Genomic DNA, 26,058 nt, shown 5'->3' with positions numbered 1-26,058 from the left:
GTGCAACCACTTAACCCTCCGCAGACAGAGACGATGGGACCCACCGCCTTTTTGTACTGAATATCTATTTTTGTTTTGATATATCAAGACTAGGGCGTTATATTTGTTTTTGTTTTAGGAAAAAACAAAGGTTTGAATAAGTCTTAATATTTTTTTTCGAGCTTAAGTTTTAAATGGCCAACTGCAAAAGTCGTTTGACAATATTAGAGATTAGTTTAGCGATCAAGCAATACTTTAATTTCATTTCCAGCCTTTGAGGAAGGCGTAAGTAAGTATTTCTTTACGAAAAGCTCAACCATTATTTTCTTCTCTATATCACAGTTTAGTTATTTTGTCTGTATATACAGTTTGTTTACAAGAGATGAGCTTAAGGTGCCACCTTAGAAATTAGATTTTTCCTTGATTTTTGACTACTCCCCGCAGCTGTTGCCTAGGGGATTCTAAGTAGATACTACGCAACACGGATTTATCTGTGTTGGTCCGTCTCTTCTGAGCTGACCAAAGATATACTCTTTGGGGACAAGTCAAAGTGCCCCTACACAGTCTGCTTAAATCTAAACTTAGCTTTCTGCTTACTTTTGTAAGATAATATACTTCGGATTAAAATCCGACTCCTCGCCTTTCATCCATCGCTTAAAGGACGATGGCTTTCATGCTCCTGTGTTTTTTAGATAAAAATTACGGTCTCGTCGCAAATTTTACACCTAATTTGACAATTTGCAACCTAATTTTCAGAATATTTTTTTCAGAAAACCAGCCAAAAACTAAGCAGGAAAAGAATATTCAAGAATTTAGAATTAAGAATTTAGAATTAAGAATTACCTCTTCTTAATAAATCAGACAGGGAAATGTTTTTCCTACTGTTCCCTGTTCCCTGCTATTAAGTAATGGGTGTTGAATCTAATCGACGAATAGCTATAACTGAAGGTTTCGGAGGATCGTTAACTTGTTTAGTTGGCCAATTAGACCCCATAGGCACCATACGAGTCTGGACAAAATCTGAACCATCAGTGGTTTTCATTGCCAACTGACGAATTTCTGAAGCCATGTTCTGACGAATGCCGTTATATTCTCCTGGATGTTGAATAGCTAGAAACAAAGTTTTCTGGTCTTTGGTAAAGAAAGGCCCACAAGTTTCACTCTCTGTTGGTGCTATTCCAAATAAATAAGCTTCTCCAGCATTAGGGCCAGAAGTGGGAAGATACCAGATAGAATTATTACCAAATAAACCACAAAGAGTAGGTTGGTCTATAGGTTTACCATCTTGACCCACTCGATTCATAGGCACTGTTTTATTATGCTTACTGGTACTAATATCTGTCACCATCCACAGATTACCCTGTTCATCAAATTCTAAATTGTCAGGATTAGAAAATCCTAGTCCATCCTCCATAGGTTCGCCCCCAGTAGCAAACATTTCCCAACTAAATGTCATAGCATCTGGTTGATTATCATCCTCAGTCAAGCGCATAATCCAACCAAACTCGTAAGCTTCACCATCCAGACCTTTAAATATACGTTTGTCTGGACTACCATCAGATTTACTGGGAGATCCAGAGGTAAAGGCAATAAATAAATTACCATTTTTATCTACCTGAGTATCTTCGGGACGTGCTGCACAAGTAACGCCAGCAGCATTAGCAGCTAGATGAGCATCAATGAGAATAGCTCCTTGTTTCTGTTCAGCATTACCTTTATACAGGTCCCCCAGAGTTTTATATTTCTGTTTAAACCTTTCCACTTCTTGAGCAGTTATGGCTTTGAAGCTACCACCATCAGGTCTTTGGGGTAGATTAATCATATTGTTAAAGTGGACTTCTGGTAAATCTGGATTCACGGGAGTATCAGCTTCCAGGGAAATCCAACTACCTGTACCATCAGGATTAAATTTAGCGCCATACAACATCCCGTCTGTCAAAAGTTGAGAGTTAGCTTTATCAGTGGGGTTTTTCACTCTACCTTTACTCACAAATTTGTATAGATGACCACTACGGCGATCGCACCCGGAATAAAAAACTAACGGTTTATTAGTTTCTACCCTAATACCAACTGCTTCGTGGCGATAACGACCTAACCAAGTATGTTTTGTACCATAATCATTAGGATCTGCTGGATCTACTTCTACCATCCAACCATACTTATTACCAGCTAAACCAAATGCACATCCCAGACCCGCTACTCCTCTTTCACCAATAAAGAGAGATTTTTCTTTGGCAGGATCAATAGAAGTACCATCAGGATATACTGCTTCTTCTACATAATTTTGAAAATTTTCTTCGGCGCTAAATACTGTTCCCCAAGGTGTAGTGCCACCTGCACAATTAGCAAAACTACCAATGATGCGATCGCCTAATTGATCGTTATAACCTTTGCCTTTTTTCTTAAAAACTGCTACTGCTGGTCCTGTTGATTTTAAATAACGCCCGTCTTCTAATCCTGAAATACCTGTTATTCTGCGGTCAAATTTTGAATTTGTTCTTATCCATTTTCCATCTGGTTCGCGACGTATGGAAATTACACCTATTCCCATATCAATCATTGCTTCTTTAGCTGTTGCCATAATATTTTGTCTCAGGGAATCTTCAAGTAATTCTGCATAATTAATTCCTGATTCTTTTACCTGTCTAAATGCTGCTGCTAATTCTGCAAAAGGCAAAGATTTACCAATAACTTTTTGATAAGTTGTTATCCAAGGTAAAGGACTAATATATTCAAAGTTTATGGTTAACAATCCTTCATTTTCACCTGTTTCAATGTAGGAAAGATAGTCGTTATTGTAACCAAAACGTGAATCACCTATTTTGTCACCCCATGACCCAATAACATCGTAAGTAAAACCTTCTGGAATTATTAAATCATCTACTACTTCGTAATTAGTATAATTTTCTATATCAAATTCTTGATTACTCGTTGTTAAAGGCATTGGACCTTTAACTGGTTGGAAATTAATATTGTTACTAGAAGTTATACTAATTGGGGATTCTTCAATTACTGGAGTAGATGATTGTTTTTGACAGGAACTAACGGCTATTGTTCCTGCGCTAGCCCCTAGAAAAATAAGGAATTTTCTACGTTTAAGGTTCATAGATAAAAAGATTAAGTTTGACTCTTTTTACTATAGCTTTAAGCAGGAGTCAAAATGACATTTCCACCTCCTCATTGCAATCCCCCTCACAATGACATTTTCACCTCGTCATTGCAACGGTCGGGAAGCAATCTCTGGGAGCTTTGGGGGTTGCTTCGACAAAACTCTATACCATGGAATTGTAGTTTTGTCAACCACCTCGATAGAGACATTTCCATCTCGTCATTGCAATCCCCCTGACAATAACATTTCCACCTCGTTATTGGGAGCGAAGGGAAGCAATCTCTGGGAGTTTCGGGGATTGCTTCGGGGGGCTAAAATTGGAATCATAGACTTCTAGTTTTTCCCACCCCCTCGCAATGACTTTTTCACCTTGTCATTGCGGGGGCTAAAATTGGGATCATAGACTTTTAGTTTTGTCAACCCCCTTGCCATGACATTTTCACCTCGTCTTTCCCATTCCCCTGACAATGACATTTCCACCTGGTCATTGCGAGCGTTAGCGAAGCAATCTCTAGTAGTTTAGGAGAATGACAAGGGATTGTTTTATATAATTATTAAACCCCCCATTTTTTCAGCAATACTTTATGACAAAAGAATATTATATTTACATAATGACTAATAAGCGTAATACTGTCCTTTATACAGGTGTAACCAACGATTTAATCAAGAGAGTTTATGAACACAAGTCAAAATTAGTAGAAGGATTTACCAAAAAATATAATGTTAATAAATTAGTTTATTTTGAAATGTATGAAAATCCTTCCGAAGCGATCGCTCGTGAAAAACAGATTAAAGCTGGTTCTCGACAGAAGAAAATTAATTTAATTAATAGTATAAATTTGGAGTGGAAAGATTTGTACCCAGAAATAGTTTGAAATATGATTCAAATAGACCTCTCCGGAAAAGAGGGAATACTTAACTGGGAACAGGGAACAGGAAGAAGTAATTGAGAATTTCTGGATAAGAATTGATTCTATTTTTAATTTTAACCAGATGTCTAATGACATTTCCACCTCGTCATTGCCATCCCACCTCGTCATTGCGAGCGACAGCGAAGCAATCTCTCGTAGCTTTGGGGATTGCTTCGGGGGGCTAAAATTGATGACCATCGAACTTCTAGTTTTCCCCACCCCCTCGCAATAACATTTCTACCATTTCTGTTTATCAAAGAGCGATCGCCTCATTTTCAGGTTTCATCATTGATAGGGTTCGTTTTTTTCTCTTTCCTTTCTAGGGACAGTAAAGACTCCTTTACTATAAAAAATGGTTGAAAAAAACAGTGCGTTAAGCCTCAGGAATGTTGCTTTAACACACCTTGGTTATTATTATGTCAACTCTTTTGGCGTTTATCTGCACCTTAGCCTTATTTTGTAGATACAGACAAGTGCCAGGTATCGCTTTGTCTGGGTTGAGCTTCTGTAAAGCTTTGATTTTAGGGGTTTTAGGATTTGGCCTTTTTTCGGCTTCCTAGCATAAGACCACCAAGTGTTATAAAAAACCTAGTAGCCACCAGGCTAACACGATACAAGCACGGCATCCTCTACTCCGCTCCACTTCACGACCGACGGAGGGGCGTCCACACGCACTCCGCCACCTCCACGACTACCACGCCTCGCCTCACGGAAGCGGCAAATAGATAGGACGTATATACACATAAGTTGCGTCCGCCGGCGCAGGCGGCGGATAAGTTGGGTCCGCCGGCGCGGGCGACGGCGGCGGATCATCGCCGATGCCGCCACACACAGCCTCCAGCTCCATTACAGTCAAGGGCTGGAACTGCGGATGAGTGGTTGCTTGGTCATCGTTATGATGTCCTTGGGACCATTTCGTCGGTTTTTGTATTTTTGGAGCTTCTGGGGTATTTTTGGTCAGGTTTTGAGGCATTTTGAACTCCTTAAGTATAGTTGGCTAATGGGTTTCCCGGAGTTGGCGCTGACACGACAAAGCGCGCGAACTGTCTGGGAAACCCTGACTTGTTTGAGACAGAGGTGATGTCCTCCCCCTGTGTTGATAAAAATCTGTTTTATTATAATAAATAAATCTCTATTTCTCAAAAACCAATTAGCAAGTTATTGTTAATTATTTTGATTTTTATTTTTCCCCGACTCCCCTACTGAATAAAGCACTAAACTTTCAAACTATAAATTTTTTGTGTTTCTAAATGTTTCATCACTGTCAATAATTCAGTAATTTTAAAACTCTGACGCTGGAGCTGTACTTGTAAAGTAGTCATAGGATCGGAACCAGAAGCAATGAGAAATTCCAATTTAAAAATATTCGGCCATTTGCCTATTTCTGTTAATATTTTAGCGATCGCCTCCAAATAAGGATTATTTGATTGTTGATACCATTCAGATGTAATTAATGTTGCTTTTTCTAGACCAAAATTAACTATTAAAGGTGCTTGAGCAAAAACCGCTGTTGCCACTGCTCTAGTTTCTTCCCGCAACAGAAAATCATATTCTTTGATTAAACTGCGTAATTTTTCCAAATATTCATAGCGCTGTTGAACTGGAGATTTCAAAGTTTTAACCAAAGAATTATCGGCAAATTTTTCTTCTGTTTTTTGATGATTCCAATCAATAGCAATTGTCACTAAATAACTGCGTAACAACATATGACCTAATTTTTGCGCCTTAGTCGCCAAATAAGTAGAATTATAATCTGTTGTTTCAATTAACAAAGGCACCCGATCTACTACTTCAATTCCATAACCATTTAAACCTGCTATTTTCCGGGGATTATTTGTAATCAAACAAATTTTCTTCACACCCAAATCATGTAATATTTGTGCTCCCACACCATAGTTGCGCAAATCTGCTGGAAACCCTAATTTTTCATTAGCTTCCACAGTATCTAATCCCATATCTTGCAATGAATAAGCTTTCATTTTATTAATTAAACCTATTCCCCTACCCTCTTGTCGCAAATAGACGACCACTCCCGCACCAGCATTTTCAATCATTTTCATCGCTGCTTGCAGTTGCATTCGACAGTCACAACGGAGGGAACCAAAAGCATCTCCCGTCAAACACTCAGAATGTACCCGCACCATCACATCTTTTTCCTGAAATTCTTCTGGGTTGCCTTTGACAATAGCTATGTGTTCCGAGTTATCTTGAGTATTGCGATAAGCATAGATTTTAAAGTCACCAAATTGAGAAGGTAAATTGGCAATAGCTTCTCGGTAGACAAAGCGATCGTATCTGAGGCGGTAACTGATGATATCAGCAATACTAATAAGTCTAAGATTATGCGTTTTAGCATATTCTACTAATTCAGGTAATCTTGCCATCGAACCATTTGGGTTTTGAATTTCACAAATAACCCCTGCCGGATATAAACCTGCTAGTCTTGCAAGGTCAACGGATGCTTCTGTATGACCTGCTCGTTTTAATACTCCTCCTTCTTTAGCTCGAATGGGGAAGACATGACCAGGGCGACGTAAATCTTCCGGTTTGGTAGTAGGGTTAATGACAGCTTGAATAGTACGCGCTCGGTCTTCTGCTGAGATACCTGTAGAAACTCCCAACTGTGGGGAAGCATCAATACTAACAGTAAAAGCTGTTTGGTTACTGTCAGTATTTTTAGTAACCATAAGTGGAATATCTAATTCGTCAAGGCGATCGCCTGTCAATGACAGACAAATTAGACCTCTAGCTTCTACTGCCATAAAGTTAATCATGTCTGGAGTAGCAAATTGAGCTGCACAAATTACATCTCCTTCGTTTTCTCGATGTTCATCATCGACTACTACTACAGACTTACCTGCTTTAATATCTGCTAGTGCAGCATCAATAGAATCAAATTTAAATTGTTGGTTTAGTTGTGTATTCACAAGTCAAATACTTCTCAGATTTTATAATTTTTTTCAAGGTATGCTTAAAAGTATATAGCAGTTATTTTTTTTGCAATATAAAATCTTTTAGAATTCGCTAACAAGAATAAGAGCTTCAGAGTTTCTATATATTTTTAGATTTTTTACAAATTATTTAGGATTCCTATAAAAAGATTATAGCGTTTCCTAAGCTACTGAAGCAATGATTAAATTTAGATAAACTTTTGATAGTCTATTTCAGAGTAACTTAGATATTCTATATTAAGTAAATAATTGATTTTTAAATCAGAAATATCGCATAATTCTTGGAGGTAAATTGCATGAAAGGTAAATTGTTTACAGAAAAAGAACGTCAAATATTGAAAGATATTATTATTCATCGCCGAACAGAATTTGGGGAAAATTTCATTAGTCAAGAAATTCCTGATACAACAATCGAACGCTTGCTATTCGCTGCTTTGAATGCTCCTTCAGTAGGTTTTTCTCAGCCATGGGAATTTGTAATTATTCGTGACCCATCAATTAAAACTCAAATCAAAAAATCTTTTGAAAAAGAAAATGAAAAAGCCAAAGAGATATTCAAAAATAAACCTTTCTATAATCAGCTTCAATTGGAAGGAATTACCATAACTCCTGTTAATATTGCTGTGTTCTATAAACCCTCACCTAATCCTGTTATGGGTCAAACAAGTACGGATAAAGTTGGACCGTACAGTGTTTGTCTGGCAATTCAAAACTTGTGGTTGATGGCTAGAGCTGAAAATATAGGTGTGGGTTGGGTAAGTATTTTAGATGAAAAAGAGGTGAAAATTATTCTTAATGCTCCTCCAGAAAATGAATTAATCGCCTATTTATGTATAGGTTATGTCACAGAATTCACCGAACGTCCTTTGCTGGAAATTGCTAACTGGGAAAAGCGTAAATCAAAAGCTACAGTTATTTATTATAACAGTTATTAAGTAAGCATTTAGCCGTCAGCGATTAGCTATCAGATATTAATTTTTTCTTGGGAAAGGTCATTTAAGTTATCATATTGTGTCCGGTAGCATCGTTTGTGTATGAAATTAAGGTGACAATGGGAGAAAACCTTCTGCCTCCTGCCTCCTGCCTCCTGCCTCCCTTCCACCAAAGTCTAATTATTCAACCGGACATAATATCAGTACCTCTAGCTGACTGCTAATGGCTATTTGCGCAGCATGACCTAGGAAATGCTTACGTTATTAAGGCTTATTAAGACTGGATATTTGTCACTTATAGAGGCGTTTTATACAACATCTCTATAAGTGGTTTATTTACCTTGAAATTACTGTCAATATAAATTTATTCTGTTATCTGTTCTGAAGAATCAAGATGATTTTCAGATTCAATTTCTTCAGTAATTTCTTGTATATAATCATCACTTTCAGTAGGCATAGATTCCACAAATTCTTCAGATTTTGGCTCGGTAATTTGTGATGATTCTGGAATAGTATCTTCAAGTGGAAAATCTTCTACAACTTCAGGTATAGATATATTAGAATCATCACTTTCAGTTTCAGAATTTGCCTCGGTAATTTGTGGTGATTCTGGAATATTATCTTCAAGTGGAAAATCTTCTACAACTTCAGGTATAGAAATAGTAGAATCATCACTTTCAGTGGGAATAGGTTCTACAACTTCTTCAGGTTTTTCTGAGGTAATTTGCTCTGATTCTGGAATAGTATCTTCAAGTGGAAAATCTTCTACAACTTCAGGTATAGATATATTAGAATCATCACTTTCAGTTTCAGAATTTGCCTCGGTAATTTGTTCTGATTCTGGAATAGTATCTTCAAGTGGAAAATCTTCTACAACTTCAGGTATAGAAATAGTATAATCATCACTTTCAGTGGGAATAGGTTCTACAACTTCTTCAGGTTTTTCTGAGGTAATTTGCTCTGATTCTGGAATAGTATCTTCAAGTGGAAAATCTTCTACAACTTCAGGTATAGAAATAGTATAATCATCACTTTCAGTGGGAATAGGTTCTACAACTTCTTCAGGTTTTTCTGAGGTAATTTGCTCTGATTCTGGAATAGTATCTTCAAGTGGAAAATCTTCTACAACTTCAGGTATAGAAATAGTAGAATCATCACTTTCAGTGGGAATAGGTTTTACAACTTCTTCAGGTTTTTCTGAGGTAATTTGCTCTGATTCTGGAATAGTATCTTCTTGTGGAAAATCCTCTACAACTTCAGGTATAGAAACAGAAGGAGTTTCTACTAATTCATTACTTTCTTCTACATTTTGGGTAAAAGTAGAAGTTTCTTGCGGAGTCAGTTTTTCTACTGGTTCTGGTGTTGGTGCTTCCTCTACTATTTCTGGTAGACTAGGAAATTCATTTTCCTGAAGTGAATCTTTAACTTCAGATTTTTCTGATGGATTGAAATTTTCTTCTACATCTGGTTTTTCTATTGTGTCTAGAGTTGTTGCTTTCTGTTTTTCAGTAACTTTATTTATAAGACCAAAAAATCTATCTCTAACACGATTCACAAATTCACCTATTTTTTCTTTTGTTGTTGGTAGTTCGTTTGCTTCGGTAGTTTCTATTTTTGAGGTTGCTTCTTCAGTAAAAGTTTCCTCTATTTCTGGTGCAATTAATGTTTCTTCTACTTCAATTTCTTCTGACTCAGTAGTAGTAATATCCTCTATTTCTGGTGCAATTAATGTTTCCTCTACTTCAATTTCTTCTGACTCAGTAGTAGTAATATCCTCTATTTCTGGTGCAATTAATGTTTCCTCTACTTCAATTTCTTCTGACTCAGTAGTAGTAATATTCTCTATTTCTGGTGCAATTAATGTTTCCTCTACTTCAATTTCTTCTGACTCAGTAGTAGTAATATTCTCTATTTCTGGCGCAATTAATGTTTCCTCTACTTCAATTTCTTCTGACTCAGTAGTAGTAATATTCTCTATTTCTGGCGCAATTAATGTTTCCTCTACTTCAATTTCTTCTGACTCAGTAGTAGTAATATTCTCTATTTCTGGCGCAATTAATGTTTCCTCTACTTCAATTTCTTCTGACTCAGTAGTAGTAATATTCTCTATTTCTGGTGCAATTAATGTTTCCTCTACTTCAATTTCTTCTGACTCAGTAGTAGTAATATTCTCTATTTCTAATTCTGGAGTTACTTCTGGTTGGGTTTCCTCATAAATGTATTCTGGGTCAACTATACTATATGCTTCCTTAAGTGAAATTTCTCCTTGAATGATTTTACTGAGAGTATCTTGTCCACCTGGTTCGTAACTAATCAAACCAATAGTGCTATTATAAATCTCATTGAGAGCATTACCCTCATCATCAATATATTCAAACTCGATCCAATTTTTTCCTGGATGAAACCCTTGTAAATATATTGACTGCCATTGATCGGTAATAAAACTGGTTCCGTTAACCGTAACACGAATACGCCAATCAACTATTTCATCTTCAGGATCTTCTTGTGCCAGTAAGTGAGATGGTGCATTGGTAAGATAATAGTCAAGCAAAATTGGTTCCGCACCATAGTCACCCAAGGGACTATTGTAAGTTAATAGTGGTAAATTTGGAGCAGGATTATTATTCGTGGTTTTAGTAAAAATGTGAAAAGTTGTTTGAGCATAAGCACCTTCATTCTTAAAACTTTCATCCCACGGACGACAAGCAAAAACTCTGATAGTATGAGTACCAGGTTCTAAGTCTGATAAAATCAGGGGTTGATTTAGGTCATAGATTTTTTTATAAGGTTTGTTGTCTAAAATTACTTCTACATAAGGCCCTAAGTCTAATTCTGACTTGAATATTGGTAGGTCTTTCACCTGTAGTTGTACTGTAATAGTATTGTCTTCAAATATTTGGTCTGTTTGAGGACTTTGTATTGTAACTTGTGGTTTGTAAATGTCGATCGCCTGACGCAGTTGTTGAATTATTTTTGGTGGCGAAACTTCCAATATTTTAGGACTAGAAGTCGTTACAGGTTTTTCCTGGCTAAGTTGAGATAGTTCAGATAAGCGATCGCTACAACTGACCAAACCGGAAGTTAAAACTACTACTATTAGAAGCGTTAATAATTTTCTTAGATATAGCAAGTCTAGACGATTTTTCAAAAATCCAAAAATAGATAAACGAAGGCAGAAGGCAGAGGGCAGAGGGCAGAAGGAACAATTGGTTAGGGTATAAAACCCCAACCAATTGTAGAAACCATGTAGACTGTGGGGTTTTATACCCTTGTTCCCTTCGGTAATGGGCAGAGGATAGGAGGAAAAATTCCCTTCTGCCTCCTGGCTCTTGCCCTCTGCCTTTCCTGATAAAGAGTCTAAAATTCTTATCTTTGTTTTCTGTTTCCTCTCTTGATGTCCTAATAGGTACATTTGTGGGCGATGCATACTACTGATGTACCTTTTTGAGGATATTTTCTGTAAAACCAAAATAAGACTGCCGTATATTCTTGGCAAGTTTATATTAAACACGGACTATACTCCTATAAATTGAGAGTTGACATTGATATTTCTTTTCTCAGTTTTTCTGTTGTTTATGATGATTTTCTCATTAAAATCAATATTTTTGCTATTGATGGGGATTAACTATAATTTTTTCGTTTTTCGATAATTAGACTAGACATATATTTGTAGAGCTTATCAAAATGTAAAAAAGTTCATGGGGTCTAGTTGTCTAGTCAAATTTAAAGTTTTTACAGAATAGTTAACTTTAGAGAATTGTCAACTTTACTAATAATTAAAATTAAGTCTTAATTTTTTCTATATACCGTGAAATTAGGCCACAATAAATAATTAAGTTATGTTAACAATAAAATTATTGTTAATAATTGTAAATTTTATCGTAATAAGTCTTGACTTTTTCCCCTTAACTATTAAACCAGCAACAATACCTAATTAGGTTGCTCTAAAGAAATTTTAATAATTGTAAACATACAACTTATACTCGTTAAGCAAGTCTATAATCTCCTAAAGAACTTTCATTTACATATCGATAAAATCGAATATTTATGTATTTGAGAGAGTTTAGCCAAAGTCTTATATACTTATTGGCATAACCTAAGGAGTGTGATGTTGCATTCCTGCAAAAGACAGCTAAAGTCTGTAAATTTGCCAAAAATATTGATAATTCGTTACAAATGTTATCAATGTTAACAACATCAATAGTTAAGTTAAGTTTCTTTCAGAGAGGAGAGTCTTCATGACCATAAGTCCTCCAGAGCGCGAGGCAAAGGTAAAAGTAACCGTAGATAAGGACCCTGTACCCACATCATTTGAAAAGTGGGGCAAACCAGGTCACTTTGACCGGAGTCTATCCAAAGGACCAAAAACAACTACTTGGATTTGGAACCTACACGCTGACGCTCATGACTTTGATAGTCATACCAGCGATTTAGAAGACGTATCGCGCAAAATCTTTAGCGCACACTTTGGCCATCTGGCCGTAATATTTATCTGGTTGAGTGGCGCATATTTTCATGGCGCTAAATTTTCCAACTATGAAGCTTGGTTAACAGATCCTACAGGTATTAAGCCAAGTGCTCAGGTCGTATGGCCAGTTTTTGGCCAAGGAATTTTAAATGCTGATGTTGGCGGTGGTTTCCACGGAATACAGATAACTTCTGGTCTATTCCAATTGTGGCGTGCTTCCGGTATAACTAATGAGTTCCAGTTATACTGCACAGCGATCGGTGCCTTGGTAATGGCTGCCTTGATGCTGTTTGCTGGTTGGTTCCATTATCACAAGAAAGCTCCTAAGTTGGAATGGTTCCAGAATGTGGAATCAATGATGAACCACCACTTAGCAGGCTTACTGGGTCTAGGTTGCTTGTCTTGGGCTGGCCACCAGATTCACGTTTCTCTACCAATTAACAAGTTGTTAGATTCTGGCGTAGCACCAAAGGATATTCCTCTGCCACATGAGTTTCTCTTTAATAAAAGCTTGATGGCAGAGTTATACCCTAGCTTTGCTAAAGGTCTAACTCCATTCTTCACATTAAATTGGGGCGAGTACGCTGACTTCTTGACCTTCAAAGGTGGTTTAAACCCTGTGACAGGTGGCTTATGGTTATCTGACACAGCTCACCATCACTTGGCATTAGCAGTATTATTCATTGTAGCTGGCCATATGTACCGGACAAACTGGGGCATTGGTCACAGCATGAAGGAAATTCTAGAGAGTCACAAAGGCCCATTAACCGGAGAAGGTCACAAGGGTCTTTATGAAATTCTGACAACCTCTTGGCACGCTCAGTTAGCCATTAATTTGGCAATGATGGGCTCCCTAAGCATCATTGTGGCGCATCATATGTATGCAATGCCACCTTATCCTTATATAGCTACTGACTATGCAACTCAGTTATCTCTGTTCACACACCATGTGTGGATTGGTGGGTTCCTGATTGTGGGAGCAGGAGCTCATGCTGCTATATTTATGGTGCGGGATTACGATCCAGCCAAGAACGTTAATAACCTATTGGACCGCGTAATTCGTCACAGGGATGCGATTATCTCTCACTTAAACTGGGTATGTATATTCTTGGGCTTCCATAGCTTCGGCTTGTACGTCCACAATGATACGATGCGTGCCTTGGGCCGTCCCCAGGATATGTTCTCTGATACCGGGATTCAACTACAGCCAATCTTTGCTCAGTGGGTACAAAATATCCATATGATGGCTCCTGGCAATACTGCTCCTAATGCTTTAGCATCTGTTAGCCCAGCTTTCGGTGGTGATGTTGTAGCAGTAGGTGGCAAAGTAGCAATGATGCCAATAGCTTTGGGTACAGCGGACTTTATGGTTCACCATATCCATGCTTTCACCATTCACGTTACAGCTTTAATTCTTCTCAAAGGCGTACTTTATGCCCGTAGCTCTCGTCTAATTCCTGATAAGAGTGAACTAGGCTTCCGATTCCCTTGCGACGGTCCAGGTCGTGGTGGTACTTGCCAAGTTTCTGGTTGGGACCATGTGTTCTTAGGTCTGTTCTGGATGTACAACTCACTGTCAATTGTGATTTTCCACTTTAGCTGGAAGATGCAGTCAGATGTTTGGGGAACAGTATACGCGGACGGTACAGTAGATCATATAACTTATGGCAACTTTGCACAAAGTGCAATTACCATTAACGGTTGGTTGCGTGACTTCCTTTGGGCGCAAGCCTCAAATGTAATTACATCCTACGGTTCAGCTCTGTCTGCCTATGGTTTGATGTTCTTAGCTGCACACTTTGTTTGGGCATTTAGCTTAATGTTCTTGTTCAGTGGTCGTGGCTACTGGCAAGAGTTGATCGAGTCTATAGTTTGGGCTCATAATAAGTTAAAGGTAGCTCCAGCAATTCAGCCACGCGCTCTAAGTATCGTTCAAGGTCGGGCAGTGGGGGTAGCTCACTATCTCCTGGGCGGAATTGCCACAACCTGGGCATTCTTCCTGGCTCGAATAATTTCAGTAGGATAAGAATGCAATAGCGTTTTAAGATTCTTCCTTGGGGATTGAATTATCCTCAATCCCCAACATCAATCTAAGATTCTCAAAGACACTCGAGACATTTAGATAAAACATTTATGGCCACAAAATTCCCAAAATTTAGTCAAGACCTGGCACAAGATCCAACCACCCGTCGGATCTGGTACGGGATAGCTACAGCTCACGACTTTGAGACCCATGATGGTATGACTGAGGAAAATCTTTACCAAAAGATTTTTGCCTCTCACTTCGGCCATCTAGCAATCATTTTCCTCTGGACATCCGGTAGCTTATTCCACGTTGCCTGGCAAGGAAACTTTGAACAGTGGATTAAAGATCCTCTGAATATACGTCCAATCGCCCATGCGATTTGGGACCCTCAATTCGGTCAACCTGCAGTAGATGCTTTCACTCAAGCAGGTGCCTCTAACCCAGTAAATATAGCATATTCTGGTGTTTACCACTGGTGGTACACCATCGGCATGAGAACAAATGGAGACCTATATCAGGGTTCTATATTCCTCCTGATCTTGGCATCCATCATGCTGTTCGCTGGTTGGTTACACCTCCAGCCCAAGTTCCGTCCTGCTTTATCTTGGTTCAAAAATGCTGAATCCCGCCTCAATCACCACTTGGCAGGTCTATTCGGTGTTAGTTCCTTGGCTTGGACTGGTCACTTGGTTCACGTTGCAATTCCAGAATCTCGCGGACAGCACGTTGGTTGGGATAACTTCCTGACAACTATGCCTCACCCAGCAGGTTTAGCTCCCTTCTTTACAGGAAACTGGGGCGTTTATGCTCAAAATCCTGATACTGCCAGCCATGTGTTTGGTACTTCCGAAGGTGCAGGAACTGCAATTCTGACTTTCTTGGGTGGTTTCCATCCTCAAACTGAGTCACTGTGGTTGACTGACATGGCTCATCACCACTTGGCGATCGCAGTAATCTTTATCGTAGCTGGTCATATGTACCGGACTAACTTTGGTATTGGTCACAGCATCAAAGAAATGCTGGACTCCAAAGCTGGTTTAGTAGGTGGTAAGAGTGAGGGTCAGTTTAACCTACCTCACCAAGGGTTGTATGAAACTCTCAACAACTCTCTACACTTCCAGTTAGCTTTAGCATTAGCTTCTCTGGGTGTAATCACTTCCTTGGTAGCACAGCATATGTATGCTTTGCCTCCTTATGCTTTTATTGCCAGGGATTATACAACAATGGCAGCACTTTACACCCACCACCAGTATATTGCTGGTTTCATTATGGTAGGTGCATTTGCTCACGGTGCTATTTTCCTAGTACGGGATTACGATTCTCAGCAAAACAAAGGCAACGTGCTGGATCGTGTATTACAGCACAAAGAGGCAATCATCTCTCACTTGAGCTGGGTCTCTCTATTCTTAGGCTTCCACACTCTCGGTCTTTATGTCCACAATGATGTAGTGGTTGCTTTTGGTACTCCTGAAAAGCAAATCTTGATCGAACCAGTATTTGCTCAGTTCGTTCAAGCTGCTTCCGGGAAAGCTTTATACGGCATGGATGTGCTGTTGGCTAACTCTGATAGTCTTTCTGCCAATGCTGGTGCTGTATGGTTACCAGGCTGGTTAGATGCTATCAACAGTGGTACTAACTCTCTATTCTTAACCATTGGCCCTGGCGATTTCTTGGTACACCATGCGATCGCTCTAGGTTTGCATACAACTACCTTGATTTTAGTTAAAGGTGCTTTGGATGCTCGTGGTTCTAAATTGATGCCAGACAAGAAAGACTTCGGTTACGCATTCCCTTGCGATGGCCCTGGTCGTGGTGGTACTTGTGATATCTCTGCTTGGGACTCCTTCTACCTATCTATGTTCTGGATGTTGAACACTATTGCGTGGCTAACGTTCTACTGGCACTGGAAACATCTATCTGTTTGGCAAGGTAACGTTGCTCAGTTCAACGAATCTTCTACCTATTTAATGGGTTGGTTCCGTGATTATCTGTGGTTGAACTCTTCCCAGTTAATTAACGGTTATAACCCTTATGGAACTAATAACCTGTCTGTTTGGGCTTGGATGTTCCTATTTGGACACCTAGTTTGGGCAACTGGTTTCATGTTCCTCATCTCTTGGCGTGGTTATTGGCAAGAGCTAATTGAAACTATTGTTTGGGCACATGAGCGTACTCCTCTAGCTAACCTAGTTCGCTGGAAGGATAAGCCTGTTGCTCTTTCTATCGTTCAAGCTCGTGTGGTAGGTTTAGCCCACTTCACAGTAGGCTTTGTCCTCACCTACGCTGCCTTCTTAATAGCATCTACTGCTGGTAAGTTTGGTTAATTTCTTGAGATTAGCTGAACTCTGGTTTAGTAGGTTAGATTAAGTTAAGCCTCCTGCTTTTAGTAGGGGGTTTTTTTGTTAAAAATATTAGGATTGGGAGAATAGGGCAAACGGGGATTAGGCCACGGATGTACGGATTGACTGATGGGATGAGTTGATAGTCTGCAAACGGGGATTAGGCCACGGATGTACAGACGCCTTGCCAATATTTTGAATATTTTGAATCTGTTGAATTTGTCCGGGAGTCGGTAAAATTTTTATACTCGTTCCTTGCTATAACTGTTGACTTAATTAAATTCAAAAAAACAAATGGTTAACAAACGCAAATCACTTCCACCTTCTCTGACAATAAAATTAGGAAAATGGGTTTGGACAAGCTTGTGGCAAATAATGATGTCGAGACTTGCCCCACGCAATAATTCAGGAGAATACATTCGCCCTGCTAGTTTATTTAGAGAAACAGTAGGGATACAAACAGAAAACAAATATCAACCAGCTACTAAACGCTATCGTCTATTTGTTGGGTTTGGTTGTCCCTGGGCACATCGAACTCTAGTGGTTCGATCGCTCAAAGGTTTGGAAGATGCTATTCCAGTAACTATTGTTTCTCCAGCAGGCGATCGAGGTATCTGGGTATTGGAAGAGGAACAGGAAGGATGTTTTACTCTACCGGAATTATATAATTTAGCAAGGCCTGGTTATAATGGACGCGCCACTGTACCTGTGCTATGGGATGAGCAAACAAAAACTATTGTGAATAATGAGAGTGCAGATATTATTGTGATGCTCAATGCTGAATTTAATCAGTTTGCCAAAAATCCTGATCTTGACCTTTATCCAGAAAAATTAAAAACCAAAATAGACCAGTGGAATGACAGAATTTACCACGCAGTTAATAATGGAGTTTATCGTTGTGGGTTTGCCCAAACTCAGGAAGCTTATGAAAAGGCTTGTCAGGAACTATTTACTACTTTAGATGAAATTGACAATACACTTTCGGCCAGTAAGTATCTTTGTGGCGAGACAGTAACATTAACAGATGTACGTTTGTTTACTACATTATTCCGGTTTGATGTTGTTTACTATGGTTTATTTAAGTGTAACTTGCGGCGAATTCAGGATTATCAATATTTAAGTGCTTATCTACAAAATTTATATCAACTTCCTGGCATAGCAAATACTTGTAATTTAGAAGCAGTTAAACGAGATTATTATGGTAATCTTTTTCCTCTTAACCCTGGTGGAATTATTCCTTTAGGTCCAGATATAGCGCTCCACCCAAGGCAAAAGTCAAAAGTCAAAAGTCAAAAGTAATCCCTGACGCTTGTCTGAACCTTTATAAATGTCCGTGCTCTTTGTTTCGACTGTTATATAATAATCGTTTTGCAGAAATAATTCTCAGATAGGATGAGAAAGGACTCAGAAGTCAGAAGTTGGCTAAGGGCCGTAGTTAGGGCGACGTACAGGAGGAAAAAAGGAAGGAATAAATGCTAATTAGGGTTTGCTGAAAAAGTCTTATGGGTGAGGGTAGGAGACAGGAGACAGGAGACAGGAGACAGGAGAAATGGGAATTTAGATGAGGTAGGAGCTAAGTTTTGTAAGAATAATTTTTCTGCCATAATCATCCTAAAATACTAGCATGCATGAGCTTTTTAGACCGAAAAGCTTGCACTTTTTAAAGGCCAAAATAAGGCTGAAACCAATATCAGTCAATACTTTGAGATTTAATCAGCAAGCCCTAATTATTCTGATGTTTACTTCCCCTCCTGGTAGTAGGGGTGGGTTCCCCACTCCCCTACTCAAGATACGGGTTGAAAAGTTTTTGAGAAATGGTATTATATCATGTCCGGTTGAATAGTTACACTTTGGAGGAGGTAAGGCAGCTATGTATCCCCCCTACCCCCCTTTGAAAGCTATGCTTTATAAACATCTTTCTTAACATAAAACTTGACAAAAATATCATTTGATGTTTGGAAGTCTGAAAGCTCCTAGTGTCGTTGCGATCGCAACGACAAAAAACAGCTTTTAGGAGTACACAAGTTAGTCAATTTGTCAAATCAGTAAAACCAACAAAATGCTCGTAAGCTTTTGATAATAGGCATTATACACTTTTGTAAATAATTTTGCTGATCATGGATAGCTTTGAAAGGGGGGAAAAGGCAGAAGGAAAGAAAAGGTTAGAAGGGAAAAGGTTTTTTTATAACTGATTATCCGGACATGATATTAGTCCTTATGCTGACTGTGGCCTTTGCCCATATAAGATTATTTCTTGATGCTAAGGTTTAATCGTGTTTACTTTTAAGTTTTTACTGATTAAAGTAAGAAACGACTTTGAAATTCACTAACAGGAGTCGAACTTTGCACAACGAAAGTCTGTCAGAAAATTTATCATTAGTCCAAGAAACTGTTGTGGATGACATTCCCGAAGCAGTACGAGATCCTCAAAAAGATGAAGAAATTATCTCAACTCAGTCTCAAAGCAAAAAATGGATGTGGAGTTGGATGGGAATAGTTATAGTTGTGGGAGCAGTTAGTCTGGGATTACAACTTCAATCTAATTTCAATCAAGTTAATGCTTCATCAACTCAAACTGAAGTTGATAATGCAAATACTGTAGCCACATCTTCTGCGAATGAAACTCCGATAAATGAACTAAAAAAAGATACTTTATTAGATTTTCCTTACTCACAAGTATCAGAAATGGAATTAGAGTATATAACTTATGATAGTGATATTAGATTGCAAATAAATGCAGTGAAAAATTTTCAAAAAATGCTTGATGCTGCGAGAAATGATGGTATTAATTTAGTAGTTTTGAGAGGATTTCAGTCTAAGTCTGAGTTAAAAGATTGGGCGAGTAATACTAATAATATTGAAGATAATTCTGCAAATAATGCAAATAAAATTTCACCTTTAAGTTATGGGGAATATGTAACAGGTTATGCTGTTGATATTGGAGATGCTAATGCACCGGCAACTAACCAAAATGTAGAATTTGAAAAGACAGCAGCTTTTCAATGGCTACAAAATTATGCTGCTTATTTTAGCTTTGAAATGATACCTGCTGATGATGAAAAAGATATTGGTTATGAACCTTGGCATTGGCGTTATGTAGGCGATAGCCATAGTCTAGAGACTTTTTATAAGAATCAACCTAGTATAGTTTCTGAAGAATCTGAATTAATTTTAGAAGATACTGAATTGATTGAAGAAGAAAGAAGTTAGAAGCAGTGGCCACCCGTCGGTGTCAGACGCAGGGGAATGCTCACTAAGAGAGGAAGAAGAATATAGATAAAGTTTAAAATATCAGTTGCTTAGTCAAATATTGATAATTTAATTGAGTAATCATCAATCCTACATTCCGCACGTCAATTTGTAACATTAAAAGTAGTATACAATTCCTATTATTGGTAAATATTTATACTGTATAAATTACTTCTCAAAAGTCAAATTTTCAGTTAAATATTAAGCATAAATACTTGCTGAATTATTGACTTCTATTGACCACTATAGCAATCCTATTTTATTCGTGTCAAAAATCTTACTGCTTTTTAGGGAACAGGGAACAGGGAACAGGGAACAGGTAAGAGTGTCAGTTTTTTTATTTACTTTTTGATTTGTCACGACCTATTTAGGATTGCTATATAATTTTCTTCTTACTTCTTACTTCTCTTACTTCTTAATTCTTACTTTTAACTTTTAACTTTTGACTTTTAACTTTTGACTTCTTACTTTTGACTTCTTACTTTTGACTTATATTTTTGCAGGGGATTTATCAGAATGGAAAAAATTAATAAAGTGGCAATTGTTGGTGGAACCCACGGTAATGAATTTACAGGTATATATCTTGTTAAAAAGTTTGAAAATTTTCCTGACTTGATTAGTAGAACTAATTTTGAAACTCAAACATTATTTGCTAATCCTCAAGCATTTGAGTTGGTGAGAAGGTACGTTGATACTGACTTAAATCGTTGCTTTAAACTCCAAGATTTAGAAAATCAAAACAAGACTAATTATGAAGAGACTAGGGCAAAGTTTATTAATCAAATGCTAGGACCTAAAGGTAATCCGAAATTTGATTTGATATTGGATTTGCATACTACTACTGCTAACATGGGATTAACTATAGTTTTAGTGAATAATCATCCCTTTAATCTCAAAATTGCTGCTTATTTAAGTTCAGTTGAACCAGATGTTAGAGTATATAGCTGGATTAATCCAGGAGAAGAAAATGCTTTTGTAAATTCTATTTGTGAATTAAATTTTGGTATTGAAGTAGGTCCGATCGCTCAAGGTACTCTCAAAGCAGATTTATTTCAGAAAACAGAAAGATTAGTTCAGAGAAGTTTAGATTTTATCGAAAATTTCAATGAAGGTAAATTGAATCTAATTAATCAGGATATTACAGTCTATAAACATCTCAAAGTTGTAGATTATCCTAAGACTGAGGATGGAGAAATAACAGCAATGATTCATCCTCAGTTACAAGGGAGAGATTATCAACAATTAACTCCAGGGGAGCCAATTTTTTTAACCTTTGATGGTGAAACAATTTATTATGAAGAAGAAACTCCTACATGGCCAGTTTTTATTAACGAGGCTGCTTACTATGAAAAGGGAATAGCGATGTGTTTAACTAAAAAAGAGACCATGACATTATAAAGTCAAAAGTCAAAAGTCAGAAGTCAGAAGTTATTTTGGATATTGTTTAGAGGTGGGATGAATATAAGTTAGGTGGTGAACAGGAACAGGCAAGATGCCCATTCCACAAAACTATTAAACCCACATTCTACATCTATGCAACGCCATTTTTGTCACAGAGATTTTGAGCAACCTTCCAAAAATATTTTGCTAATGCGGGATTAAAAATATGAAAGTATTACTAATTAAATTAATTAAAGGCTACAAAATTTTCATTTCACCAATGTTACCTCCATCTTGTCGTTTTCAACCTACTTGCTCAGAATATGCGATGGAAGCGATAGAAAGATTTGGGATTTTTAAAGGTGGTAGAATGGCAGTTATGCGAATTTTACGTTGTCATCCTTTTCATCCCGGTGGTTATGACCCAGTTCCTCCAAGGGAGTGTGGGAAGTGTGGGGAGTAGGGGGTTCTTGAGGACACGGAGAAGGGGAGACACGGAGACGCGGAGATAGGGTGTCCTTGAGGACACGGAGAGGGGGAGACACGGAGACACGGAGATAGGGTGTTCTTGAGGACACGGAGAGGGGGAGACACGGAGACACGGAGATAGGGTGTCCTTGAGGACACGGAGAAGGGGAGACACGGAGACACGGAGATAGGGTGTCCCAGATTCTATATGCAATTAACCAGATTTGATATGACTGGAGTCTCACAAAAAGTCTATCGATCGCTGACTACTGACTGCTTTTTTACCAAAAAATAGGGTCTAAAGCCTCCCCTTTTAAGGGGATGAAAAAATTTCGATTCAGTATTAAGCCTCTGGCTTTCCTAGGTCATGCTGCGCAAACAGACAGAGGTACTGATAACTGATAACTGATAACTGAAATTACCAACCACTCCAAGGACTAACCTCAAGTACCCCTGTCGGTGTCATCACTACCCGGAATATTGCAAAAGACTGTTTCTGACTCGTAACTTCAGAATTAGCAGTATTTAACAACTTGGGTAAAGGTGTTTGTTGACGATAATATTGTGCAGGTTCATTCATGGGTTCTAAGTTAGCGATCGCTCCATCTCCATTAACTCTTACCTGAAACACTAAATCTTCATACCATGTTGGAGTCTGCCGCCAACTTTGAAGATTCGGCGTTATACCGCATTACATTTNCACACCGATTATGGCACGGATGTACGGATAGGGCAGAGAGTAGGGGAGTGGCTCACACCGATTATGGCACGGATGTACGGATAGGGCAGAGAGTAGGGGAGTGGCTCACACCGATTATGGCAACCTTGAGATAAACTTTAACTATAAAAGCTTCCAAAATTTAGATGCGTTTGGTCTACCGCTCGTATAAATCTAGACAAAGCTACCCAAAGGTAGACATAATTAGACATATACGTTTGTAATCTTAGTCCAAAGGTCTAAAACTACAGGGATAAACGGCAATCCCTCTATTCCCTCAAAAGCATTGGGAATTACTTTTCGGACAATGTTCATGCTTCCATTGATATCGGCATTTATGATTCTACCAGTGGAAGTTTTGTATAAACCACGTTTGACTCGTTTACCACTAAACACAGCTTTTACTTCTGTTGTACCCTGGTAAACAGGTAAATCATCACCAGACAAAGCACTTGCAATGGATGTGTAGCTCTCCTCAGTTAGAACTACTTCAATACCTGCTAGTTGTGCTTTGTATTTCAACAAGCTAATCAGTTTGGCATGAGGAATCTTGGTAAAGTCTTGATTATTCTTTTTACCAATGTTGATATTTTGTTTCCATCCTTGATTATTACCAATAATTAATTGACCAATCTCATTTAACTGACACCAATCAATAACTCTACGACTCACAGTATGAAGGTAGTTATCAATCCTTCTATCTCGCTTGCTATTTAGCTGTTTAACTTGCCTAATCGCCTCGATTGATGATGCTTTGGCTAATCTCTTATTGAAGTATTGGTTAAGACTTTTCAATGGTCTACCATTAATCAACAGCGGTCTAATACCGGGATGATTGGATGTTATAGCCATCAAATTGTTTAAACCCAGGTCTATACCAGCAACATATTTACCATCAAATTTTTCTGGTTCATTAACTTTGTAAACAATTTCAATCACATAGTGGTCAAGTTTAGGAACAATGCGTACTTGGTTGATATTCTTAGCCTGAGTCGTCAACTTAATATTAGTCTGAGACAGCTTGACAATACCTTGAGCTAGCAGTGGTTTGGATATGGCATCTATTGGATAAATCACAACATTCCTACCACGTTCTTTATGCTTGTATCCTGGAATTTTAGGTTTACCTAAATATTTTTCCGGATTTTGTGACCAATCTTTTAGAGCTGCCAACCAACCTTTCCAAGCTTCAGAAACTCGACGAACAATCTGTTTACTAACCTTAGTGGGTAGGTATCGATAAGCTTCTAAGTTCTTAGTTTGATGGTAAATATCAATGGAGTTGTAATACTTCTGAGTTACAAAGAAATATTGACGCTGGACATAATTAGCCGAGTTATAAAGATTCTTGGATTGCCATGCTAAATAGTCACATTCAAACCAAAATTTATGCTGTCGGTTAATTATGTGTTTCTCAACTAACTGCATTTGATTCGACATCTCAAATCTGTCACTTTGACGATGATATATGAGTATAATTAAACTTGTCAATCCCCCTGGCCCAAAATCTCTAATGAGCTAAAACGTAGATTGACTATTATTTTGACCCGAACAGCTATCCAGTGGTGATCAAAAAACAGTTAGATTAGAGCAAACAGCTTAAGTGATGTCTCCAGAGAGCGGACGGCCAGACAACAGCTACCCAAAAATGAGTAGCAATGGGTAACTCTGTCCAACAATTAAGTTACAGTTTCAAACCCTGGGAGAATTACATTGAAGCTTATTCATTAATAGCTCTTCATATAATCCTGGCACTGAGAAAATTTTGTCATAGTCATGGATTTTTAATTCCTGAGTTATACCATTTTCTTCCAGAATAAAAAACTCTTGGTCTTGAGTAAGATCCTTTTGAGCAGGAATAACAATTGAAAAAGATGTCATATCTTGGTATAAGTAGTGTAACCCATTAAGCAAAAGCTCGGATTGTGGACTGGCTAAGTATACCAAAATTTTAGTATTTCATATAACAAATTTTGAATTTTGAGATGTTATCCCAAGTTTATTATTTACCTAAACGCATCAGAAGGCCAGCACTATAATCGCGAGATGCGCGTGTCTGGATGAATGATGGGTGTATAATTATGATTCGATGTCATAATGATACACAAATATTAATAGTTTATCCAGTATACATTTTAGGTAAATTTAGTTATAATAATCAATGTAATCAAGGAATTAACAAAGCGCGAGTGCTAGTAATTGAGGCCAAATTGAAAGGCAGTCAAAATCAGTACAAAGTTTTAGATGAAATGATTCTCACAGGTCAATTCATCAGAAACAGTTGCTTGCGCTATTGGATGGATAATAAAGATGTCAAACGCAATGACTTACAAAAGCTTTGTTCTGTACTAGCAAAGGATAGTAATTTTCCTTGGGTGAAAAAGTTAAACTCTCAAGCAAGACAAGCATCAGCCGATAGAACATGGCAATCAATACAACGATTCTACAAAAATTGTAGACTGAAATTACCAGGTAAAAAGGCGGTGCGACCCCGCGACGACGACAGTCGCAAGGGAACGCGCACCAAGAGAGGCTACCCAAAATTCAAGAAGTTCACCCGTTCAGTAGAGTATAAAACAACTGGTTATAAGCTATCCTCAGACAGAAAGAAAATTGAATTTAAAGATGGTTTTAAAGCAGGTGTATTTGAATTGTGGACAAGTCGCGATTTAGTCTGGTATTCAGAACAACAAATAAGTCGTGTCAGAGTTGTCAGACGAGCTGATGGATATTATTGTCAATTTCTAGTAAATGTAGAGAGAAAAGAAACTCATAATTTTCAAGGCAATGTAGTAGGAATAGATTTAGGTTTAAATGCCTTTTACACTGATAGTGATGGTAATGCTGTAGAAAATCCTAAATATTTGAGAAAGTCGGAAAAACGACTAAAAAAGCTACAACGGAAAGTATCGCGTCGCCACGAAAAAGGTAAAAAGCCACAATCAAATAACTACCACAAAGCCAGAAAGCAATTAGCCAGACAGCATCTCAAAATCAGTAGACAGCGTAAAGACCATGCAGTAAAGACTGCACGGGCGTTAATCCAATCTCACGATTTGGTAGTATACGAGGATTTGAAGATTGCTAACCTAGTTAAAAATCATCACTTAGCTAAATCTATATCTGATGCAAGTTGGTATCAGTTCACACAATGGTTAGAATACTATGCTAAGTTGCATGGAATTGCTTCCATAGCAGTGCCTCCACATTTCACATCTCAAAATTGTTCAAATTGTGGTCAGACTGTTAAAAAATCTTTGTCTGTTAGGACTCACAAATGTCCGCATTGTGGTTATATTGCCGATAGAGACCACAATGCAGCAAGGAACATTTTAGCTAAAGGTTTAGAAATGCTAGGAGCAATAGTAAACAGTACCGAGGGACACTCGGAATCTGGGGGAGACCCAAAAGCTACGGGAGAGTCGGACCTCTGGGAGAGGTAATAGTAATATTGCCCATCTAAGTCATCTCTGTGAGCGTAGAATCATCAATGATGAGAATCCCGCATTGCGTTACTGTTATTTGATG

General features: G+C 38.1%; 16 protein-coding genes. 9 read left to right on the top strand and 7 right to left on the bottom strand.

Annotated elements, in window-relative coordinates; all coding sequences use genetic code 11:
• Positions 1 to 880: 880 nt before the first annotated feature.
• Positions 881 to 3,085, bottom strand: coding sequence for a PhoX family phosphatase (locus tag F6K54_RS04120; RefSeq protein WP_293074861.1), 2,205 nt, complete (start codon positions 3,083 to 3,085; stop codon positions 881 to 883).
• A 587-nt stretch (positions 3,086 to 3,672) separates the two neighbouring features.
• On the opposite strand from F6K54_RS04120, the gene F6K54_RS04115 reads away from it, so the two are divergent.
• Entirely contained in the window at positions 3,673 to 3,963 is a 291-nt protein-coding gene (locus F6K54_RS04115; protein ID WP_293074858.1) for a GIY-YIG nuclease family protein, read from the top strand.
• Positions 3,964 to 4,705: 742 nt separating this feature from the next.
• Here F6K54_RS04115 and F6K54_RS04110 read toward each other — a convergent pair.
• Both F6K54_RS04110 and ribBA read right to left on the bottom strand, forming a co-directional pair.
• Entirely contained in the window at positions 4,706 to 4,972 is a 267-nt protein-coding gene (locus F6K54_RS04110) for a hypothetical protein (protein ID WP_293074856.1), read from the bottom strand.
• Positions 4,973 to 5,213: 241 nt separating this feature from the next.
• On the bottom strand, positions 5,214 to 6,926 hold the full coding sequence (ribBA, locus tag F6K54_RS04105) for a bifunctional 3,4-dihydroxy-2-butanone-4-phosphate synthase/GTP cyclohydrolase II (RefSeq protein ID WP_293074853.1): 1,713 nt from the start codon (positions 6,924 to 6,926) through the stop codon (positions 5,214 to 5,216).
• A 320-nt stretch (positions 6,927 to 7,246) separates the two neighbouring features.
• Between ribBA and bluB the strand changes: the two genes are divergently transcribed.
• A complete protein-coding gene (gene bluB / locus F6K54_RS04100; RefSeq protein ID WP_293074851.1) occupies positions 7,247 to 7,885 on the top strand; it encodes a 5,6-dimethylbenzimidazole synthase in 639 nt (212 codons plus the stop codon).
• Positions 7,886 to 8,246: 361 nt separating this feature from the next.
• On the opposite strand, the gene F6K54_RS04095 is transcribed toward bluB, so the two are convergent.
• A complete protein-coding gene (locus F6K54_RS04095; protein ID WP_293074848.1) occupies positions 8,247 to 11,030 on the bottom strand; it encodes a hypothetical protein in 2,784 nt (927 codons plus the stop codon).
• Between the two features lie 1,090 nt (positions 11,031 to 12,120).
• Here F6K54_RS04095 and psaA point away from each other — a divergent pair.
• The 6 genes from psaA (at position 12,121) to yidD (ending at position 21,807) form a co-directional block, all read left to right on the top strand.
• Positions 12,121 to 14,376 carry a photosystem I core protein PsaA gene (gene psaA / locus F6K54_RS04090; RefSeq protein ID WP_293074845.1) on the top strand — a complete coding sequence of 752 codons (2,256 nt, stop codon included), beginning with the start codon at positions 12,121 to 12,123 and terminating at the stop codon, positions 14,374 to 14,376.
• Between the two features lie 107 nt (positions 14,377 to 14,483).
• The gene (gene psaB / locus F6K54_RS04085; protein WP_293074842.1) at positions 14,484 to 16,700 is read left to right on the top strand and encodes a photosystem I core protein PsaB; all 2,217 of its coding nucleotides are present in this window, start codon (positions 14,484 to 14,486) and stop codon (positions 16,698 to 16,700) included.
• Positions 16,701 to 17,009: 309 nt separating this feature from the next.
• Positions 17,010 to 18,014: a glutathione S-transferase family protein gene (locus tag F6K54_RS04080; RefSeq protein ID WP_293074839.1), complete on the top strand. Its 1,005-nt coding sequence runs from the start codon at positions 17,010 to 17,012 to the stop codon at positions 18,012 to 18,014.
• 1,044 nt (positions 18,015 to 19,058) lie between these two features.
• Entirely contained in the window at positions 19,059 to 19,925 is an 867-nt protein-coding gene (locus tag F6K54_RS04075) for a D-alanyl-D-alanine carboxypeptidase family protein (protein ID WP_293074837.1), read from the top strand.
• Between the two features lie 555 nt (positions 19,926 to 20,480).
• Positions 20,481 to 21,362 (top strand): aspartoacylase, encoded by an 882-nt coding sequence (locus F6K54_RS04070; RefSeq protein ID WP_293074834.1) that lies wholly within the window; start codon positions 20,481 to 20,483, stop codon positions 21,360 to 21,362.
• Positions 21,363 to 21,570: 208 nt separating this feature from the next.
• A complete protein-coding gene (gene yidD, locus F6K54_RS04065; protein WP_293074831.1) occupies positions 21,571 to 21,807 on the top strand; it encodes a membrane protein insertion efficiency factor YidD in 237 nt (78 codons plus the stop codon).
• A gap of 423 nt (positions 21,808 to 22,230) precedes the next feature.
• Here yidD and F6K54_RS04060 read toward each other — a convergent pair whose 3' ends face one another.
• The 3 genes from F6K54_RS04060 to F6K54_RS04050 all read right to left on the bottom strand — a co-directional run bounded on the left by F6K54_RS04060 (position 22,231) and on the right by F6K54_RS04050 (position 24,411).
• On the bottom strand, positions 22,231 to 22,443 hold the full coding sequence (locus F6K54_RS04060; protein WP_293074829.1) for a hypothetical protein: 213 nt from the start codon (positions 22,441 to 22,443) through the stop codon (positions 22,231 to 22,233).
• Positions 22,444 to 22,734: 291 nt separating this feature from the next.
• Positions 22,735 to 23,970 carry a transposase gene (locus tag F6K54_RS04055; protein WP_293074826.1) on the bottom strand — a complete coding sequence of 412 codons (1,236 nt, stop codon included), beginning with the start codon at positions 23,968 to 23,970 and terminating at the stop codon, positions 22,735 to 22,737.
• Between the two features lie 252 nt (positions 23,971 to 24,222).
• Positions 24,223 to 24,411 (bottom strand): hypothetical protein, encoded by a 189-nt coding sequence (locus F6K54_RS04050; RefSeq protein ID WP_293074823.1) that lies wholly within the window; start codon positions 24,409 to 24,411, stop codon positions 24,223 to 24,225.
• 200 nt (positions 24,412 to 24,611) lie between these two features.
• Between F6K54_RS04050 and F6K54_RS04045 the strand changes: the two genes are divergently transcribed.
• A complete protein-coding gene (locus F6K54_RS04045; RefSeq protein WP_366558052.1) occupies positions 24,612 to 25,973 on the top strand; it encodes a transposase in 1,362 nt (453 codons plus the stop codon).
• Positions 25,974 to 26,058: the final 85 nt, after the last annotated feature.

Source organism: Okeania sp. SIO3B5 (genome assembly GCF_010692555.1).
Classification (GTDB): Bacteria; Cyanobacteriota; Cyanobacteriia; order Cyanobacteriales; family Microcoleaceae; genus Okeania.
This window is presented reverse-complemented; position numbering and strand designations above follow the sequence as displayed.

What these genes read in the sequence shown, in the direction of transcription:
- F6K54_RS04110 (WP_293074856.1), bottom strand. Translation starts at nt 4,972, where the DNA reads ATGCCTCAAAACCTGACCAAAAATACCCCAGAAGCTCCAAAAATACAA.
- F6K54_RS04070 (WP_293074834.1), top strand. Translation starts at nt 20,481, where the DNA reads ATGGAAAAAATTAATAAAGTGGCAATTGTTGGTGGAACCCACGGTAAT.
- F6K54_RS04080 (WP_293074839.1), top strand. Translation starts at nt 17,010, where the DNA reads ATGGTTAACAAACGCAAATCACTTCCACCTTCTCTGACAATAAAATTA.
- F6K54_RS04045 (WP_366558052.1), top strand. Translation starts at nt 24,612, where the DNA reads ATGATTCGATGTCATAATGATACACAAATATTAATAGTTTATCCAGTA.
- F6K54_RS04120 (WP_293074861.1), bottom strand. Translation starts at nt 3,085, where the DNA reads ATGAACCTTAAACGTAGAAAATTCCTTATTTTTCTAGGGGCTAGCGCA.
- F6K54_RS04055 (WP_293074826.1), bottom strand. Translation starts at nt 23,970, where the DNA reads ATGTCGAATCAAATGCAGTTAGTTGAGAAACACATAATTAACCGACAG.
- F6K54_RS04115 (WP_293074858.1), top strand. Translation starts at nt 3,673, where the DNA reads ATGACAAAAGAATATTATATTTACATAATGACTAATAAGCGTAATACT.
- psaA (WP_293074845.1), top strand. Translation starts at nt 12,121, where the DNA reads ATGACCATAAGTCCTCCAGAGCGCGAGGCAAAGGTAAAAGTAACCGTA.
- bluB (WP_293074851.1), top strand. Translation starts at nt 7,247, where the DNA reads ATGAAAGGTAAATTGTTTACAGAAAAAGAACGTCAAATATTGAAAGAT.
- psaB (WP_293074842.1), top strand. Translation starts at nt 14,484, where the DNA reads ATGGCCACAAAATTCCCAAAATTTAGTCAAGACCTGGCACAAGATCCA.
- F6K54_RS04050 (WP_293074823.1), bottom strand. Translation starts at nt 24,411, where the DNA reads ATGACATCTTTTTCAATTGTTATTCCTGCTCAAAAGGATCTTACTCAA.
- yidD (WP_293074831.1), top strand. Translation starts at nt 21,571, where the DNA reads ATGAAAGTATTACTAATTAAATTAATTAAAGGCTACAAAATTTTCATT.